We start from the raw sequence: 17,732 nt of genomic DNA, 5'->3' as shown, positions 1-17,732 counted from the left end.
GCCCGGTCCGTCACGCGTCGTCTGCCAGGCGGCGCAGAATGGGTCGGTGCCAACCAGCGACGAGATCGACACTCCGCGCGGTCCGGCGGGGATCACCACCGACCTGCCGGACCGCCCTGCCACCGCTCTGCTCGTGCTCGGGCACGGAGCGGGCGGCAGCATCGACGCGCCCGACCTGCTCGCGGTACGCGACGCGTCGGTCGCGGCCGGCCTGGCGGTGGTCCGGGTGACCCAGCCCTACCGGGTCGCGGGTCGACGTGCCCCGGCACCGGCGGGTCATCTCGACGAGGCGTGGACGGCGGTGCTCGCCGTGCTGCGCGACCGGCACGCCGACGTGCCGTCGGTGCTGGTCGGCGGTCGTTCCAGCGGCGCGCGGGTCGCCTGCCGGACGGCGGGCGCGGTGGGGGCGGTCGGTGTGGTCGCGTTGGCCTTTCCGCTGCACCCGCCCGGGCGGCCGGAGCGTTCGCGTGCCGCCGAACTGGCCACCGGCCTGCCGACGCTGGTCGTCAACGGCGACCGGGACCCGTTCGGGACGCCGGAACCGTCGCCGGCCGTGCAGGTGGTGAGCCGTCCCGGGGAGACGCACGACCTCCGGCGGGACCCGGCCGGCACCGCGGGCGTCGTCCGGGACTGGCTGCGGGCCCGGGGCTGGACGGCCGACTGACCCGGCTCACCCGGCCGACCGTTTCCGGTGCCGGGCGAGGGTCGTTGCATCCGATGGTGGCACCGGCCCGATCCGGACCGACGGCACCAGTCCTCCCAGGCCCTTCCTGGTCCCAGCGCCGGCCGCCGTCGGGGCCGGGACCAGGAACGGGAGGGCCGGGTGGAATGCCCCAGTGGTCATCTCGCGTTACCAACCCTGGACGACTTTTCTGCGAGGGGGGTGACCGGTGCCGACCGAGACACGGAGCCTGGAACGGGACGAACGGGACGCCCGGCAGCTGAAGCAGCTGCTGGATGGGCCGGAGTGGCCGGCGACGGCGGGACCGGGCGGGGCGGGTGTGGTGAGCACGGGCACACCGGCCGGAAGTGAATCTGCGGGCAGGTCCGTGCGCGTATCCTCGGCGAGAAAGCATCCGACGCGAGGGGATGTGCGGTTGACCACCGAGAAGACGGACGAGCGCAGGGCCCGGTTCGAACGGGACGCGATGCCATTCGTCGATCAGCTCTACGCTGCTGGGCTGCGGATGACGCGCAACCCGGCGGATGCCGAGGACCTGGTTCAGGAGACCTACCTGAAGGCGTACGCCGCCTTCCACCAGTTCGAGCAGGGCACGAACCTGAAGGCCTGGCTCTACCGGATCCTGACCAACACCTACATCAACTCCTACCGCAAGCGGCAGCGCCAGCCGATCCAGGCGCCCACCGAGGAGATCACCGACTGGCAGCTCGCCGAGGCCGAGTCGCACACCTCCAGTGGGCTGCGCTCCGCCGAGACGGAGGCACTGGACCGGCTGCCGGACAGCGACGTGAAGGAGGCCCTCCAGCAGTTGCCGGAGGAGTTCCGCCTGGCCGTCTACCTGACCGATGTCGAGGGCTTCTCCTACAAGGAGGTCGCGGACATCATGGGCACGCCGATCGGCACCGTGATGTCGCGTCTGCACCGGGGCCGTCGTAATCTGCGCAAGCTGCTCGAGCGCTACGCCGGGGAGCGGGGCTTCAGTGCGGCCCGCTCGGCGAAGGGCTCGAACGCCGCTGCCGGCCGGGAGGTGTGACGTGAGCTGTGGGGAGCCGCACGAGACGGATTGCCGCGAAGTGCTCGCGGAGGTCTACCTCTACCTGGATCTGGAGTGCGCCGACGAGCGGCGCTCGTTGATCCGGCATCACCTGGACGAGTGCGGGCCCTGCCTGCGCGAGTACGGACTGGAGCAGGAGGTGCGGGCGTTGGTGGCTCGTTGCTGCGGCAACGAGACAGCGCCCGACGAGCTGCGCGAGCGGCTGCGGGTCAAGCTCACCGAGCTGGTGGTCTTCGAGACCACTGAATCCCGGGAGTTGGCCGACTGAGCGTCGGCGCGGCACAGCTTCAAGACCGGTGGCCCGGGTCGATGTCGACCCGGGCCACCGGTGTACCCGGCGTCGGCCGGGTCGGGCTGAGCGGTGACGGGCCGTGGGCCCGTCGACGCGTTCAGGAGTTGGGACGCTTGCCGTGGTTGGCGGCGCTCTTCTTACGAGCCTTCTTCTTCCGGGACTTCTTCGCCATGCTGACCTCCTCGTGATGGGTCGGATCCGTCCTGCGCACGACCTCGGCGCCAGTGCACCCACCGGCGGTCCGGCGTCGGGTCCGACCCGCTGATGGTAGTGCGGTCGACACCCGCCGCCTTCCCCAGGGCGGGCGTGCCATCCCGGCCGTGCCGCTGCGCGCCCGCCACCGGGCGACGCATGATTGGATACGACGGCAGACACATCGCGATGAGGGAGGGCCCGGACATGGCCGAGGAGATCCGCGCCGAGATGGTGGCGAACGTCTGGAAGGTCGTCGCCACGGCAGGTGACACGGTGGCCGAGGGCGACACCCTGGTGATCCTCGAGTCGATGAAGATGGAGATCCCTGTCATCGCCGAGTCCGATGGTGTGATCCAGCAGCTCGCCGTGAACGAGGGCGACGTCGTGCAGGACGGTGACCTCATCGCGGTGATCGCTTGACCGGCTTGCGGGTTCGTCCTGCCGAGCCGGCCGATTTCCCGGCGGTGGCCCGGCTGACCGTGGCCGCGTACGAGGCGGACGGGCAGCTCAAGGGCGAACACGGGTACGGCGAGGTGCTGGCCGACGTGTCGAGCCGGGCTGCCAGCGGTGAGGTGCTGGTCGCGGTCGACGAGGTGACCGATGCGGTGCTGGGCTCGGTGACCTTCGTGCTGCCGGGCACGCCGTTCGCCGAGCTGTCCGGGCCGGGCGAGGCGGAGTTCCGGATGCTCGCGGTCGACCCGGGCGCCCAGGGTCGGGGTGTCGGCGCGGCGTTGGCGCAAGCATGCGTGGCGCGTGCTGTGGAGCTGGGTTGCACGGCGCTGGTGATCTGCGTCCGGGCCGGGATGGCCGATTCGGCGCACCGGCTCTACTCACGGCTCGGCTTCGTCCGTGCGCCGGAGAAGGACTGGGCGCCGGCGGCGGGCGTGGACCTGCTCGGCCTGCGACTGGCCCTCACCCGCGGCTGAACCGCCGACCGATCAGCCGCGCGGGCTGCCGGAGGTGGCCTCCGCCGCACTCTCGTCGGGCTCCGCTGAGGCACCCGCGCCGATCGCGCCGAGCAGCTCGTCGGCCACCTCCAACGCGAGCCGGCGCCGCTCCTCGTTGGTGATGCCCGGTGCCCGTACGGCGAACCAACTCGTGTGCACGGCGAACAGTGACAGTGCGGCGCGCAGCTGGGCGGCGGGGGAGTCGTCGCCCCGGCAGAGGGCGCTGGCGAGCTGCATCATCCGGCCGCGCATCTGCTGGCCGGAGGCGAGGCTCTTGAGCACTGTCTGGTTCTGCTCGAAGAAGCGCATCACGGACGGCTGGTCGCCGCCGAACATCGTGTCGGCGTAGCGGGTGATCAGCTCGCGCCGGGTGGCCAGGGTGGCCGGCTGCGTCGCCGCCCAGGCGTTGAGGGCGTCCATCTGCTCCAGCCGGTCCTCGACGAAGCTGGCGACGATGTCGTCCTTGCTCTTGAAGTGGTAATAGAGCGCCGCCTTGGTGACGTTGAGACGCTCGGCGATCTCCCGGAGCGAGGTCTTCTCGTACCCCTGCTCGGTGAAGAGCTCGAGCGCGACGGCCTTGATCCGGTCCCGCGTCCCGCCTGTGCTCTCCCTCACGCGTGCCCTCCAATTGGCTTGACCGTTGCTTGTACCGAACTTACCGTGCGGCTAGTAAGGTGACTAGCCGGGCGGCAAGTAAGTGTGGCAATCTTCGGGGGGAGCTTACCCATGACTCAGGCAACCCAGGCCGGCGTGCGACCCAACAACATCAGGGTCGTGCTGTTCGGGCTGATGATCGCGATGATGCTCGCGATGCTCGACAACATGATCGTCAGCACCGCGTTACCGCGGATCGTCGGCGAGTTCGGCGGGCTCAACCACTTCACCTGGGTGGTTACCGCGTACGTCCTGGGCACCACCGTCTCCACCCCGATCTGGGGCAAGCTCGGTGACCTCTACGGCCGCAAGTCGGTCTTCCTGACCTCGGTGGTCGTCTTCCTCGTCGGCTCCGCACTCTGCGGCATGGCCGGCTCCGGCATGCTCGGCGGCCCGCAGGACGGCATGGTCCAGCTGATCGCCTTCCGGGCCGTGCAGGGCCTCGGCGCCGGTGGCCTCATGGTCGGCGTCATGGCGATCATCGGTGACCTGGTCCCGCCCCGCGAGCGTGGGCGCTACCAGGGCATGATCGCCGGCATCATGGCCATCGCCATGGTCGCCGGTCCGCTTGCCGGTGGCTTCATCACCGACCACCTGTCCTGGCGCTGGGCGTTCTACGTGAACCTGCCGCTGGGCGGGATCGCGCTGCTCGTGCTGATGACCACCATGCACCTGCCGAAGTACCGCACCGAGCACCGGATCGACTGGCTCGGCGCTGGTCTGCTCTCGGTCGGCATCACCGCGATCGTGCTCATCACCACCTGGGGCGGCAACGAGTACGACTGGACGTCGCCGCAGATCTTCGGCCTGGCCGTCCTGGCCGTGCTCGCGCTGGTGGCGTTCGGCCTGGTGGAACGCCGCGTCCAGGAGCCGATCCTGCCGTTGGCGCTCTTCGCCAACCGCAACTTCGCGTTGATCTCGGTGATCGGCTTCCTGCTCGGCTTCGCGATGTTCGGCGCGATGAACTTCCTGCCGCTCTACCAGCAGACCGTGCAGGGGGCGTCGGCGACCAACAGCGGTCTGCTGCTGCTGCCCCTGATGTTCGGCATGCTGGTGGTCTCGCTGGTCATCGGGCGGGCGATCACCCGCAACGGCAGATACCGGGCGTACCCGATCATCGGTGGTGTCGTGATGACAGCGGGCATGGCGCTGCTGTCCATGCTCGACGCCGACACCAGCAAGCTGATGTCCTCGCTGTACATGGTCGTGCTCGGCGTCGGCATGGGCTTCCTCATGCAGACGTCCATGCTGATCGCGCAGAACAGCGTGGAGCAGAAGGACCTCGGTGCGGCCAGTGGCGCGGCGACCTTCTTCCGGTCGATCGGCGGCTCGTTCGGCATCTCGCTGTTCGGCGCGATCTTCGCCAACCGGCTGGCCAGCTCCGAGGGCGGCCGGGCCTTCGGCGGCGAGTCCGGCGGCTCGGGAATGGATCTGGAGAAGCTCAAGGACCTGCCCGCCCAGGCCCGCGACATGGTGCTCGGCGGCCTATCCGACGCGATCTCGAACGTCTTTCTCTGGGCGGTGCTGTTCACCATCGTGATCCCGGTGCTCGCCTGGTTCATCAAGGAGATCCCGCTGCGGACCGCCAACGAGGCGCCGCCGCAGGCCACTCCGGAGGAGGAGGCCGAGGTCGCTCTCGGCAAGGCGGCCCCGGTCGCCTGATCCCGACATCCTCACCGCGCGCCGCGTCGTCCCGTCCGGGCCGGCGCGGCGCGCGCCTTTTCCCGCGACAGGGCGCCTAGCGGGTGCGTGCGCCGCGCAGTAGTTGCCAGAGGCGGCGTAGCGGGTTGCGGGGGCGGGGGACCTGGGGGGAGAGCGGGCCGAGCAGTTCGCCGGCCAGTGCCGCGGTGGCAGGGTCCAGATCCGGGGCGGCAAGTGCCAGGTGGGCCAGCGAGGCGGCGATCGGGACCGGTCGGGTCCGTGCCACGGCGGCCGCGTCGGCGAGCCGCTCCGCCACCACCCGCGCCACGTCCGACCGCACCGAGGGATCCACCCAGGCCGCGGTGACCAGGGCGAACAGCGCCGCCTCGGTGACCCAGTCCTCGACACCCCAGATCAGGTCGAGCAGCACGCGGCGGCGCGTCGAGCCCTCCCACGGCTCGTCGGTGCGGTGGTGCAGCAGCCCCAGGCAGGCCCACACCTGCACACCACGGACCCAGACCGACGGGTCGTGGGCGGCCAGCAGCCGACCCACCGCGTTGGCCGGTGCGGCCGGCGGGTGCACCAGCAGGCCGAGCAGGTCGGTCACGTCGAGGCCGGCCAGGCCCACCGCGGCGTCGTACGCCGCCGGCGGGTGCGGCCACGCCGGGTGCGCGACCTGCCCGATCCGCTCGACCGCCGTCGCCGAGGGCGCCGGCAGCGCGGGCGTGGGCACGTCGTCCGCGTAGCGCCACAACCGTTGGGCGGACGCCCGCCGGGGCTCGCGCGGGTCCGGCTCCGGCGCGCCCCCGACGACCTCGATCCGCAGCCCGGGCGCGGTGGACGTCGCCGTCCGGACGGCGCTCGGCGGAGCGGCGGCGGGCAGGCGTACGGCGCTGCCGAGACCGTTGTCGTCGTCGGCCACCGCCTGGCGCATCGCGTCGACCAGTGGACCGCCGGCCGGGGTCAGTTGGCCGAGCCAGGGCCGGGCACGGCAGCACTGGGCCAGGTCGCCGTGCTCGTGGCTGTCGTCGGGGTGGTCGCGGACGAAGTCGGCGAGCGCCACCAGGTGGGCCAGGTCGCCGTCGCGCAGGTGCCGCAGGCGGTGTGCGGTGTGCACGGCGCAGTCGAAAGACGGGTCGCGCGCGAGCGCCCGCTCGGTCCACTCCAGTGCCTCGTCGAGGCGGCCGATGTCGGCCAGGGTGCCGGCGATGTCCGCGTAGATCGCCAGGTCGTCGGGGTCCAGCTCGACGGCCCGACCGAGGGCCGCGAGGCCTTCGCGGGTCCGGCCCGCGCTGCGGTACGCGTACCCGAGCCAGACCTCGCCCATCTTCGAGGGTTGTGCGCGTACGCCTCGGGTTGCCCAGCGGACGGCGAGGGCGACTTCGCCGAGACGCCGGGCCAGCGCGGACGCCGCGCCCAGCAGCAGACCGTGCTCGGGGTGCACGGTGACCGCGTTGCGGGCCAGCGTGAGGTACGGCGTCAGGGCGCCCCGGCCGACCCGGGGCACCGGGTCGGACAGCGCCGCGCAGACCTGCATGAGGACGCGGGCGATGTGGTCCGGGTCCAGCCGTTCGACCAGCTCGGGCGCGGTGACCCAGGGGACGCCGGCCCACTGGGTGCCGGGTGAGTACGCGGTCGCCGCGGCCAGCAGCTCCAGCCCCTCGGCGGGGCGGCCGGCGGTGGCGAGCAGGTGGGCGCGGGCGACGACCGCCCCCACGAAGGTGTGGTGGCTGATCGGGAAGAGGTCGAGGCCGCCACCGCTCGCCGCGGCGAGTCGGGCCAGCGTCTCGTGCACCTCCGGCAGGGTGGGTGCTCGCGCCAGCGCGCCGGCGAGGTGCCCCGCGGCGTGGTGCAGGTCGCCCTCGTCGAGTGCCAGCCGGGCGAGCGCCAGCTCCTCCGTCGCGGAGAGTGCGGGATCGTCCGTTCCCTCGGGCACGTCGTCCTCTCGTCGCTGGGCCAGGCGGATGCAGCGCTCCCAGCGTAGTTGATATTGAGATCAACTGGTGATCACCTGCGCAGTCCTGCTCGTTCGATTGCTGAGATACGGTTAAAAGTGCAAGACTGAGCAAGAATCGCGCGGCAACCGCGCAGGGGAGGGGTTTTCGTGACTCGTGCAGGGGCCGGCATGGCCGCCGATATCGATGAGCAGCCAGCTGGCTACGCCCGCCTGCTCTCGACAGCCAACGCCGCCGAGATCGCCCGGGTGGCGGCGATCATCGCCGAACGCCGCCCGCGGCACGTCGTCTTCACCGCCCGGGGCACCTCGGACCACGCGGCCCTCTACGGGGCGTACCTCACCGAGATCCGTCTCGGCCTGCCCGCCGGGCTCGCCTCGCCCAGCGCGGTCACCCTGTTCGGGGCCCGCCCCGACCTGTCCGACGCGCTGGTCGTCGGGGTCAGCCAGAGCGGCGGTTCGCCCGACCTCGCCGAGGTGCTGCGCGCCGCCCGCGCCTCCGGGGCACTGACCCTCGCGGTGACCAACGCCCCCGACTCGCCGCTGGTCGAGGTCGCCGAGCTGAGCGTCGACATCGCCGCCGGGCACGAGCGGGCGGTCGCCGCCACCAAGACGTACACCGCCGAGCTGCTCGCTCTGCTGATGCTCGTGGAGGGGATCCGGGCCGGCGACGGCGTGCTCCCGACGGCCGAGCGGGAGGCGCTCGACGCGCTGCCCGAGCTGGCCGCCCGCACCCTGGCCGACGACACCCCGGCCCGGCTCGCGCCCCGCTACCGCTTCGCCCGGCAACTGGTCACCACCGGGCGGGGGTACGCCTACCCGACCGCCCGGGAGGCCGCGCTGAAGCTGATGGAGACGTCCTACCTGCCGGCGCTCGCCTTCTCCGGCGCCGACCTGCTGCACGGCCCACTCGCGATGACCGACCCGGAGGTCCCGGTGCTCGCGGTCGTCGGCTCCGGTCCGGGTGGACGGTCGATGGGCGAGGTGCTGCCCCGTCTCGGCGAACGCCGCGCCGACGTCGTGGTGGTCGGCTCCGCCGAGGTGCCGGGCGCCACCCGGCTGGCCGTTCCCGAGGTCGACGAGCGGTACGCCCCACTGCTGGACATCCTGCCGTTGCAGCGGTTGGCGCTGGCCCTGGCGCTGACCCGAGGTGAGGACCCGGACGCGCCGCGCGGGTTGAAGAAGGTCACCGCGACGATGTGAGGCGCGGCGTGGCACCCTGGTCACCGTGTCCACGCTGCGCGACCTCGCCGAGGAGCACACCCACCTCCGTCCGGCCGACATCGACCACCTCCACCGGATCGCCGGCGACTGGCAGCTGCTCTCCGATCTGTCCTTCGCTGACCTGCTGCTCTGGGTGCCGGTCGACGCCGACGGCACGTTCCTCTGCGTCGCCCAGGTCCGGCCGACCACCGCCCCCACCGCCTACCAGGACGACCAGGTGGGGCGCATCGTCGGCGGGCCGGAGGTGGCCCACCTGGGCGTCGCGTACTCCCAGGGCCGGATCTGGCGGGAGGGCGACCCGGTCTGGTACGGCGACGTGCCGGCCCGGCACGAGGCGATCCCGGTCCGGCTGCGGACCGCCGAGGGGGAGGCCGGTGAGGTGATCGCCGTGGTGGGGCGGGACACCAACCTCTCCACCGCGCGCACCCCCAGCCAGCTGGAACTCAACTACCTGACCACCGCCGACGACCTGGCGCAGATGATCGCGGACGGCACCTTCCCGCCGCCCCGGCATCCGGGCGAGACCACCTCTGCGCCCCGCGTCGGCGACGGCCTGGTCCGGCTCGACGCCGGCGGCAAGGTCACCTACGCCAGCCCGAACGCGCAGTCCGCGTACCGCCGACTGGGCTACGCCTCCCACCTGGTGGGCGAAGACCTGGCCGCGCTGCACCGCCGGCTGGCCGGTGACCCGCTGGACGGCACCGAGGCCTCGAACGGCATCCTGGCCGCGCTGCGCGGTGAGGCGCCGCCCCGACGGGAGATCGACGCCCGCGGTGCCACGATGCTCACCCGAGCACTGCCGCTGATGCCCGCCGGCGTGCCGATCGGCGCGCTGGTGCTGGTCCGGGACATCACCGAGGTCCGTCGCCGGGACCGAGCCCTGATCACCAAGGACGCCACCATCCGGGAGATCCACCACCGGGTGAAGAACAACCTCCAGACCGTCGCCGCGCTGCTGCGGCTGCAGGCCCGCCGGGTGTCCATGCCGGAGGCCCGGGTCGCGCTGGAGGAGTCGGTCCGGCGGGTCGCGTCCATCGCCCTGGTGCACGAGACGCTCTCCATGTCCAGCGACGAGGCGGTCGAGTTCGACGGCATCGTCGACCGGGTGGCCAGCGCGGCGACGGAGGTCGCGGCGACCGAGGTGAGCGTCGGCATGCGACGGCGGGGCAGCTTCGGCGTGCTGCCGGCGGAGATCGCCACCTCGCTGGTGATGGTCCTCAACGAGTTGCTGCTCAACGCCGTCGAGCACGGCTTTCCGCCGGCCGACGAGGCGGAGGATCCTCCCGTACCTGCCGCCTCGGGCATGGTGCCGGTCGCCGCTCCCGAGGTCGACCCGTCGCTGCGACCGGAGGTGGTCGTCTCGGCGCACCGGTTCCGCAAGATGCTGCACGTCTCGGTGGCCGACAACGGGCGCGGGCTGCCGCCGGGCTTCGACGCGGAGCGCGCCAGCCGGCTCGGTCTCCAGATCGTCCGGGCCCTGGTCACCGGCGAGCTGCGCGGCACCATCGAGCTGCGGGCCGGCGCCAACGGCGGGACCGAGGCCGTGCTGGTCGTCCCGCTGGCCCGCAACACCCACGACGGCCGCTCACAGGCCTGACCGCCGGCCTCCCGTCGGGCGGTCCCGCGCCGGGGACCGGATATCAGGGTGAGCGTGATGCCTCTGAGTCATCAAGATGACTCACCGGCATCACGCTCATCGAGGTGGGCGGGCCCGGCCGCCGGCCTGCCCAGGGGTGGTCCGGTCAGCGGTCGGGGCGGCTGGTCAGCAGGGCGACGGTGAGGCCGGGGCGCTGCCAGACCTGGGTGACGGTGAACTGCGCGCGGAGCGCGTCGCCCTTGGCGCCCGGCACGGCTGCCAGCGGCTCGGCGTGCCGGCCGGCGACGACCAACCACACCCTGGAGGTGCCGGCCAGGCACTGCGCCGGTCGCGGGCACTCGGCGGCCCACAGATCGCCGCGGCGGACCTCGTTTTCGGTGACCAGCACGTCGCGTGGCGGGTCGCCGAGGTGGTACTCGATGCCGAGGTCGAGGAAGAGCCAACTGTGCCGGGGCGAGTAGACCACAGCGTCCCCCGGGCGTTGACCGTCGGCGATCACCCGGGCCGCCGCCGCGTAGTCCACCGGCGCGCTGCGTGGCCACTCGTGGGTCCGTCGCAGCGCGGCCTGGTCGGGTAGGCCGAGCAGCCCGGCCAGCACCACCACGACGAGCGCGGCCGGAGCGGCCACGGCGGCCAGCGCCGCGCCCGCCAGCAGGCACGCGAAGGGCACCACGAAGACCAGGTACCGGGGCACCCACAGCGGTACGACAGTGCCGGCGGCGAAGAGCAGCAGTACGGGCAGCAGCACCGCGCTGACCGGCAGCAGTGCGCGTCGCCCGAGTCGGGCCGCGCCCAGCGCCGCGACCCCGACCAGCAGTCCACCGACCACACTGCTCTGGGTGACGCCGCCGGGCAGCGCGGTGAGGTCGTCCAGTCGGGCCAGGTGGACCCAGTTCAACTGCCGGGACTGCTGGGCCCGGGCCTTGACCAGCAGCGGGCCGGCCAGCAGCGCGACCGGCACCACGGCGACCAGCCACCGCCACACCCGTCGGTCGCGTTCGGCGTCGAGGTGCGCCGGGGTGGCGACCCCGGCCGCGGCCGGGCCGCGCCACCAGGCGATGAGGACGACCAGCGCGTGGGCGGCGAGCACTGTTAGCGCGATCAGGTGGATGAGCCCGAGAGCGGCGACGGCGGCGGCGTAACCGGCCCAACGGGCCCAGCCGGGTCGACGCAGCGCGGTCACCAGCAGCACTGTGGCGAGCACGGCGAGCATTGTGGCCAGCGCGTACGGGCGGGCCTCCTGCCCGTAGCGGGACGTGCCGGGCAGGACCGCGAACAGCAGCCCGGCGAACAGGCCGCCGCGCCGGTCGACGAGCCGTGCGCCGAGCACGGCGAGCAGCCCGGCGGCCACTGTCATCGCCAGCACGGCCGGCGCGCGCAGGGCGATCGTGGAGTCGCCGAAGACAGTGGTCCAGCCGTGCATCAGCAGGTAGTACGGCCCGGTGGCGGCGTCGATGGTGCCGGCCAGTCGGGCCAGGTCGCCGGGCGACCGGGTGGCCGCGCTCCAGGTCGCCAGCTCGTCGCGCCAGAGCTGGGCCGAGCCGAGCCCGGTCAGGGTCACCGCCAGGGTCAACAGCGCCGGGGGGAGCCAGACCGGCAGACGGCGCAGGTGCTCCCGCGCCGTCCCGGCCGACCTCTTGGACAATTGCCCCACAGTCCGAGCCTGCCACGGCCACCCCCCCGCGTGGGCGTCAGCCGGCCGCAGGTGGTGGGCGCCAGGCGGGCATCACATCGTTCGGCCGGGCGGTCTTCGCCGGATCGCGCTCCACCAGTTCGTCGAGCACGGCGTCGATCCGGGCCATCAGCTCGTCGTCGAGCCGTACCGTGGCGGCCTTGGCCGTCTCGGCGAGCTGCTCGGGCCGGGACGCGCCGACGATCGCACCCGCCACGGTCGGCCGGTGCAGCACCCACGCCACCGCCAACTGGGCCATCGTGCAGCCGGCGGCCTCGGCGATCGGTCGGAGCCGGCGTACCCGGGAGAGCAGCAGATCCGAGGAGTAGCGGGCGATGAACGAGCCACCGAAGCCGTCGGTGGCTCGGGAGCCGGCGGGCGGACGTCGGCCAGGTTCGTACCGACCGGTCAGCACGCCCATCGCGAGCGGCGACCAGGCGAGCTGCCCCAGACCGAGATCGGCGCAGGCGGGCGACACCTCGGCCTCCACCACCCGCCACAGCATTGAGTACTGCGGCTGGTTGGCGATGAACGGGATGTGCAGCTCGGCGGCGAGCCGCAGGCCCGCCCGCAGCTGCGGGGCGGTCCACTCGGAGGCGCCGACGTAGAGCACCTTGCCCTGGCGGACCAGGTCGGCGAAGGCGAGCATCGTCTCCTCCAGAGGCACGCTGTCGTCGTACCGGTGCGCCTGATAGAGGTCGAGGTAGTCGGTGCCCAGCCGGTTCAGCGAGGCGTGACAGCCCTCGATGATGTGCTTGCGGGACAGCCCGGCGTCGTTGGCCCCCGGCCCGACCGGCAGGCACACCTTCGTGCACAGCTCGATCGAGCTGCGCCGGACGCCGCTCAGCGCCTTGCCCAACGCCTCCTCGGCCCGCCCCTGCGCGTACCGGTCGGCGGTGTCGAACGTGGTGATGCCCGCGTCCAGGGCGGCGGTCACGCACGCGGCCGCCGCGTCGTCGTCGAGCTGGTTGCCGTGGGTGACCCAGTTGCCGTACGCGACCGCGCTGACGCGCAGGCCCGACCGGCCCAGTTGCCTGTACTCCATGACGAGAATCGTCGGGCCGCCCGGCGCTGTCGCCGAACCGTTCGAACGTGGTCGAATCCGTGGGTGATCGAGGTTCGGTTCTCGCCCGACGACCTGAGCCGGGTCCGGTTCGTGCACTCGCCCCTGGCCGAGTTGGTGGCCAGCTCCTGGGCGTTACGCAAGCCGGCGAAGTACTGGATGCACCGTCCGTGGCGGGAACGCGCGGAGCGGCTGCTGCCGGATGCCGGCCTGGAACCGCTGTTGGCGGTGCTCAGGTCGTCCAACGGTTACGTGCCGGATTTCCTCACCCCGATCGGGGTGGCGCCGAACCTTGCCGCCGAGTTGCGGGCGGTCGCCGGCACCCACCCGTCCAGGGTGCGCCGGCAACTGGAGCGGGCCGGCGCACCCTGGCTGGCCCCGGACGAGCTGGTCGCGCAGCTCCACCGGTACTTCACTCTGCTGATCGCACCGGACTGGCCCCGGCTGCGGGCGCTCGCGCTGGCCGACATTCGGCGGCGGACGCTGCTCGCCGCCGAGCAGGGCGGACGCACCCTGCTGCGCGAGGTGCACCCGTTGATCCGGTGGGACGGCGCTGCGCTGCGGGTTGCCGTCGGCACGACCCTGCCGGCCGACCTGGGCGGGCGCCCGTGGACGCTGCTGCCTACCGCGTTCTCCGGGCCGACGGTGCACGCGATCATGGAGGGCGACGGCGGGCCAGCCCTCTGCTATCCGCCCACCGGGCTGGGCGGGCTGTGGGATTCGCCGCCGCCCAGCGCGGCGCTCGGCGCCCTGCTCGGCGGCACCCGGGCGGCGGCGCTATCCCTGCTCGACTCACCGTTGAGCACCGGCGAGTTGGCCGCGATGCTGGGTCTCGCGCCGGCGACGGCGTCGCACCACCTCACCACCCTGCGGGACAACGGCCTGATCGCGGGCGTACGAGAGGGGCGGGTGGTGCGTTATGCCCGAACTATCCTCGGTGACCAGCTGGTCGGCTGACCCTCGGCCCGTGATGTGGGATCCAGCACGCGGACATTGGCCGGCCCCCATGGGGTGTGGCAGCATGAGCCCCATGACCGCCGCAGTCGTCCGCCGCTTCGTGGCTCGTCGCCACGTCGATTACGGCCGCGTGCGCAGCGCGATCTGTCCGGCCTACTGACGACGCCCGACCAATCCGTCTCGGGCGCGCTCCGCGCCGGCTGTCTCAGACACCGTTGTCCCGCCCGCTTCCCCGGGTCGGCCGCCGCGCCCCGCGTGCCCCGAGGCACAGCAGACAACGGAGGACGCCGCGATGGCGGTCAGCAGCACGCCGGCCCGATCCGAGGACCCGACGACCCGCCCGGCCCGGGCGCCGCGCCGGCCCCGGGGTGAGGGTCAATGGGCGCTCGGCCACCGCGAGCCGCTCAACCCCAACGAGCGGATCAAGAAGGACGACGACCCGCTCAACGTCCGGGCCCGGATCGAAACCATCTACGCGCACCGCGGCTTCGCCTCCATCGACCCGCAGGATCTGCGCGGCCGGTTCCGCTGGTGGGGCCTCTACACCCAGCGCAAGGCCGGCATCGACGGCGGGCGCACCGCCGTGCTGGAGCCGCACGAGCTGGAGGACGAGTTCTTCATGCTCCGGGTCCGCATCGACGGCGGCCAGCTCAGCCTGGCCCAGCTGCGGGTGATCGCGGACATCTCCCGGGAGTTCGCGCGGGACACCGCCGACATCACCGACCGGCAGAACATCCAGTACCACTGGATCCGCGTCGAGGACATGCCGGAGATCTGGCGCCGGCTGGAGTCGGTCGGCCTGCAGACCACCGAGGCGTGCGGCGACTGCCCGCGGATCGTGCTGGGCAGCCCGGTCGCCGGGGTCGCCCGCGACGAGCTGCTCGACCCGACCCCGGCGGTCGACGAGATCGTCGCCCGGTACGTCGGCGACAAGCAGTTCTCCAACCTGCCCCGCAAGTTCAAGACGTCGATCTCCTGGCTGGTCGACACCCCGTACGAGTCGAACGACATCGCCTTCCTCGGTGTCGACCACCCCGAGCACGGCCCCGGCTTCGACGTCTGGGTCGGCGGTGGTCTCTCCACCAACCCGATGCTCGCCCAGCGGCTCGGCGTCTGGGTGCCGATGGCCGAGATTCCGGACGTGTGGGCCGGTGTGGTGGGGATCTTCCGCGACTACGGCTACCGCCGGCTGCGCAACCGGGCCCGGCTGAAGTTCCTGGTGGCCGACTGGGGTGTGGAGCGGTTCCGCGAGGTCCTGGAGAAGGACTACCTCGGTCGCACGTTGCTCGACGGTCCGGCGCCGACCCTGCCGTCGAAGCCGATCGACCACGTGGGCGTGCACGAGCAGGCCGACGGGCGGCACTACGTGGGCGCCGCACCGGTGGTCGGGCGGGTCTCCGGCACGCAGCTCGCCCAGCTGGCCGACGTGGTGGAGGCGCACGGCAGCGACCGGGTGCGGCTCACCCCGTACCAGAAGCTGCTGGTGCTCGACGTGCCGTCCGAGCGGACGGAGTCGCTGGTCGACGCGCTGCGCGGGATCGGTCTGGAGGCCCGGCCGTCGGCCTGGCGGCGCGGCACCATGGCGTGCACCGGCATCGAGTACTGCAAGTTGGCCATCGTCGAGACGAAGGCCCGCGGTGAGGAGCTGGTGGCCCGGCTGGAGCAGCGGCTGCGCGACTTCGACGCGGACATCTCGATCCACATCAACGGCTGCCCGAACGCCTGCGCACGGACCCAGGTGGCCGACATCGGGCTCAAGGGTCAACTGGTGGTCGGCCCGGACGGGCAGCAGGTGGAGGGCTTCCAGGTGCACCTGGGCGGCGGGCTGGGCATGGCCCAGGGTCAGACCGCCGGGTTCGGCCGCAAGCTGCGCGGCCTGAAGACCACCGCGGACGAGCTTCCGGAGTACGTGGAACGGCTGGCCCGTCGCTACCTGGCCGGTCGGAGCGAGGGCGAGACGTTCGCCAACTGGGTGATCAGAGTCGACGAGGAGGAACTGCGGTGAGCAGCGAGAACCGAGCGGCACCCCTGTACTGCCCGTACTGCGGCGAGGAGGACCTGCGGCCGAACGAGGCGGGGCACGGCGCCTGGGAGTGCCGCGCCTGCACCCGGGTCTTCTCGGTGAAGTTCACCGGGCTGCTCTCCCGGTCGGTGACCCGATGAGCCTCGTCTCCGCAGCGAACCTGCGCCTGGTCGGGCCGGGCGGCCCGACGCCGACCGATCCGGCCCGGCGCGACCCGGACGAGCTTCGCGTCCTGGCCGAGCAGGCTGCCCGGGACCTGGAAGGCGCCCCGGCGCTGGAGATCGCCCGCTGGGCCGCGCAGACCTTCGGCGACCGGTTCTGCGTCACCAGCTCGATGGCCGACGCCGTGCTGGCTCACCTGGTGTCCCGGGTGGCCCCGGGCGTGGACGTGGTCTTCCTCGACACCGGCCTGCACTTTCCCGAGACCCTCAGAGTGCGCGACGAGGTCGCCCGGACGCTGCCGGTGAACGTCCGGTCGATCCGGCCCCGGCTCACCGTCGGCCAGCAGGACGGCCAGTACGGCCCCCGGCTGTTCAACAAGTCGCCGGACGACTGCTGCCAGCTCCGCAAGGTGGAGCCGCTGGAGCGGGCCCTGACCGGGTACGACGCCTGGGCGGCGGGTCTGCGCCGGGACGAGTCGCCGACCCGGGCGAACACGCCGGTGGTGACCTTCGACGCGCGGCGCGGCAAGGTCAAGGTCAACCCGATCGCGGCGTGGTCGCAGCGGGACGTGGACGCCTACATCGCCCGCTTCAACGTGCCGGTCAACGAGCTGTTCAAGCAGGGGTACGGGTCGATCGGCTGCTGGCCGTGCACCCGCCGAACGAAGGCCGGCGAGGACGCGCGGGCCGGCCGGTGGGCCATGTTCGAGAAGACCGAGTGCGGGCTGCACGTCTGACCTCGCCAACGACGACCCCGACCGGCCCTGATGCGGCCGGCGGGGTGACTCCGGTGGTGCTGGTCGCGCACGGCAGTCGTGATCCACGAGCGGCCGATGCCACCCGGGCGCTCGCGCGAGCCGTGTCGGCGGCCCGACCGGGCACACCGGTCCGGGCGAGCTGGCTGGACCACACCGAGCCGGGGCCGACAGCGGTCCTGCGCGACCTGGCCCTGGCCGGTCACCGTCAGGCGGTGCTGGTGCCGCTGCTGCTGACCGCCGCCTACCACCATCGGGTGGACATTCCGGCGGCGGTCGCCGCGGCGGCGCAGGCCGGGCCACCCCTGACGGTACGGGTGACCGACGTGCTCGGCCCGGCGGACGGCACTGTCGATGCCGGGCTGCTGGGCGGGCTGCGCCGCAGGCTCGGTGAGGCGGACCCGGGCCGCTTCGACGCGTTGGTGCTGGCCGCCGCGGGCACCCGGGACGCGCGGGCGCGTCGCTCGGTGGGCCAGGTCGCGGACGCGCTCGCCGCGGAGTTCGGGGTGCCCTGCCGGGTGGCGTACGCCTCGGCGGCTCCACCGGCGGCCGGCGTGGCGGTGTTCCGGCTGCGGGCGGCCGGCGCGCGTCGGGTCGCGGTGTGCGCGTACTTCCTGGCGCCGGGCTTGTTCCACGACGCGGTGGCCGAGGCGGCCCGGGCGGCCGGCGCCGTGTCGGTCGCCGCGCCGTTGACCGACGCGCCGGAGCTGGTCGAGTTGGTGCTGCGCCGGGTCGACGACCGGCCCTGGCGGCCGATGGTCACGCCGATCGGGTGACCTGTGCCGGCGCGGTGATCCTGTGTCGGACAGCGGAACGCCCCGGTGGGTGGACCCACCGGGGCGTACAGCTGTGTGTTGGGGA

Annotated in this window: 18 protein-coding genes; 13 read left to right on the top strand and 5 right to left on the bottom strand. The window is 72.9% G+C overall.

Annotated elements, in window-relative coordinates; translation table 11 throughout:
- The first annotated feature begins 46 nt into the window (after positions 1–46).
- The 3 genes from CLT68_RS01605 (at position 47) to rsrA (ending at position 2,004) form a co-directional block, all read left to right on the top strand.
- Positions 47–664: an alpha/beta hydrolase family protein gene (locus tag CLT68_RS01605; protein ID WP_099848368.1), complete on the top strand. Its 618-nt coding sequence runs from the start codon at positions 47–49 to the stop codon at positions 662–664.
- A gap of 226 nt (positions 665–890) precedes the next feature.
- Positions 891–1,715 (top strand): sigma-70 family RNA polymerase sigma factor, encoded by an 825-nt coding sequence (locus CLT68_RS01600; RefSeq protein WP_099848366.1) that lies wholly within the window; start codon positions 891–893, stop codon positions 1,713–1,715.
- Position 1,716: 1 nt separating this feature from the next.
- Positions 1,717–2,004, top strand: a complete 288-nt coding sequence (rsrA, locus tag CLT68_RS01595) for a mycothiol system anti-sigma-R factor (RefSeq protein WP_088950022.1) — start codon at positions 1,717–1,719, stop codon at positions 2,002–2,004.
- A 121-nt stretch (positions 2,005–2,125) separates the two neighbouring features.
- On the opposite strand, the gene CLT68_RS33610 is transcribed toward rsrA, so the two are convergent.
- The gene (locus CLT68_RS33610) at positions 2,126–2,200 is read right to left on the bottom strand and encodes a 50S ribosomal protein bL37 (RefSeq protein ID WP_369814844.1); all 75 of its coding nucleotides are present in this window, start codon (positions 2,198–2,200) and stop codon (positions 2,126–2,128) included.
- 227 nt (positions 2,201–2,427) lie between these two features.
- On the opposite strand from CLT68_RS33610, the gene CLT68_RS01590 reads away from it, so the two are divergent.
- Together CLT68_RS01590 and CLT68_RS01585 are read left to right on the top strand one after the other, a co-directional pair.
- Positions 2,428–2,643 (top strand): biotin/lipoyl-binding carrier protein, encoded by a 216-nt coding sequence (locus CLT68_RS01590; protein WP_088950021.1) that lies wholly within the window; start codon positions 2,428–2,430, stop codon positions 2,641–2,643.
- Positions 2,640–3,149 carry a GNAT family N-acetyltransferase gene (locus tag CLT68_RS01585; protein ID WP_088950020.1) on the top strand — a complete coding sequence of 170 codons (510 nt, stop codon included), beginning with the start codon at positions 2,640–2,642 and terminating at the stop codon, positions 3,147–3,149. Before CLT68_RS01590 ends, CLT68_RS01585 begins: the two co-directional genes overlap by 4 nt.
- Positions 3,150–3,161: 12 nt before the next feature.
- On the opposite strand, the gene CLT68_RS01580 is transcribed toward CLT68_RS01585, so the two are convergent.
- On the bottom strand, positions 3,162–3,785 hold the full coding sequence (locus CLT68_RS01580) for a TetR/AcrR family transcriptional regulator (protein WP_088950019.1): 624 nt from the start codon (positions 3,783–3,785) through the stop codon (positions 3,162–3,164).
- 111 nt (positions 3,786–3,896) lie between these two features.
- Between CLT68_RS01580 and CLT68_RS01575 the strand changes: the two genes are divergently transcribed.
- Positions 3,897–5,486 (top strand): MDR family MFS transporter, encoded by a 1,590-nt coding sequence (locus CLT68_RS01575; RefSeq protein WP_099848364.1) that lies wholly within the window; start codon positions 3,897–3,899, stop codon positions 5,484–5,486.
- Positions 5,487–5,562: 76 nt separating this feature from the next.
- On the opposite strand, the gene CLT68_RS01570 is transcribed toward CLT68_RS01575, so the two are convergent.
- Positions 5,563–7,401, bottom strand: a complete 1,839-nt coding sequence (locus CLT68_RS01570) for a tetratricopeptide repeat protein (RefSeq protein WP_099848362.1) — start codon at positions 7,399–7,401, stop codon at positions 5,563–5,565.
- 189 nt (positions 7,402–7,590) lie between these two features.
- Between CLT68_RS01570 and CLT68_RS01565 the strand changes: the two genes are divergently transcribed.
- The gene (locus CLT68_RS01565; RefSeq protein WP_088950016.1) at positions 7,591–8,622 is read left to right on the top strand and encodes an SIS domain-containing protein; all 1,032 of its coding nucleotides are present in this window, start codon (positions 7,591–7,593) and stop codon (positions 8,620–8,622) included.
- 25 nt (positions 8,623–8,647) lie between these two features.
- Positions 8,648–10,240 carry a PAS domain-containing sensor histidine kinase gene (locus CLT68_RS01560; RefSeq protein ID WP_099848360.1) on the top strand — a complete coding sequence of 531 codons (1,593 nt, stop codon included), beginning with the start codon at positions 8,648–8,650 and terminating at the stop codon, positions 10,238–10,240.
- Positions 10,241–10,385: 145 nt separating this feature from the next.
- Here CLT68_RS01560 and CLT68_RS01555 read toward each other — a convergent pair whose 3' ends face one another.
- A complete protein-coding gene (locus CLT68_RS01555; protein WP_486482051.1) occupies positions 10,386–11,894 on the bottom strand; it encodes a glycosyltransferase family 39 protein in 1,509 nt (502 codons plus the stop codon).
- Positions 11,895–11,931: 37 nt separating this feature from the next.
- Positions 11,932–12,957 carry an aldo/keto reductase family protein gene (locus tag CLT68_RS01550; protein ID WP_099848358.1) on the bottom strand — a complete coding sequence of 342 codons (1,026 nt, stop codon included), beginning with the start codon at positions 12,955–12,957 and terminating at the stop codon, positions 11,932–11,934.
- Between the two features lie 63 nt (positions 12,958–13,020).
- Between CLT68_RS01550 and CLT68_RS01545 the strand changes: the two genes are divergently transcribed.
- The 5 genes from CLT68_RS01545 (at position 13,021) to CLT68_RS01530 (ending at position 17,647) form a co-directional block, all read left to right on the top strand.
- Positions 13,021–13,932 (top strand): helix-turn-helix domain-containing protein, encoded by a 912-nt coding sequence (locus tag CLT68_RS01545; protein WP_099848356.1) that lies wholly within the window; start codon positions 13,021–13,023, stop codon positions 13,930–13,932.
- 292 nt (positions 13,933–14,224) lie between these two features.
- Complete coding sequence (locus tag CLT68_RS01540) at positions 14,225–15,937, top strand: nitrite/sulfite reductase (protein WP_099848354.1); 1,713 nt, start codon at positions 14,225–14,227, stop codon at positions 15,935–15,937.
- Entirely contained in the window at positions 15,934–16,095 is a 162-nt protein-coding gene (locus tag CLT68_RS33035) for a hypothetical protein (RefSeq protein ID WP_172862104.1), read from the top strand. The genes CLT68_RS01540 and CLT68_RS33035 overlap by 4 nt, the downstream gene beginning before the upstream one ends.
- Positions 16,092–16,853: a phosphoadenylyl-sulfate reductase gene (locus CLT68_RS01535; RefSeq protein ID WP_088950013.1), complete on the top strand. Its 762-nt coding sequence runs from the start codon at positions 16,092–16,094 to the stop codon at positions 16,851–16,853. The genes CLT68_RS33035 and CLT68_RS01535 overlap by 4 nt, the downstream gene beginning before the upstream one ends.
- On the top strand, positions 16,835–17,647 hold the full coding sequence (locus CLT68_RS01530; protein ID WP_486482050.1) for a sirohydrochlorin chelatase: 813 nt from the start codon (positions 16,835–16,837) through the stop codon (positions 17,645–17,647). Before CLT68_RS01535 ends, CLT68_RS01530 begins: the two co-directional genes overlap by 19 nt.
- The last annotated feature ends 85 nt before the right edge of the window (positions 17,648–17,732 follow it).

This window comes from Micromonospora sp. CNZ299 (assembly GCF_002754415.1).
This window is presented reverse-complemented; position numbering and strand designations above follow the sequence as displayed.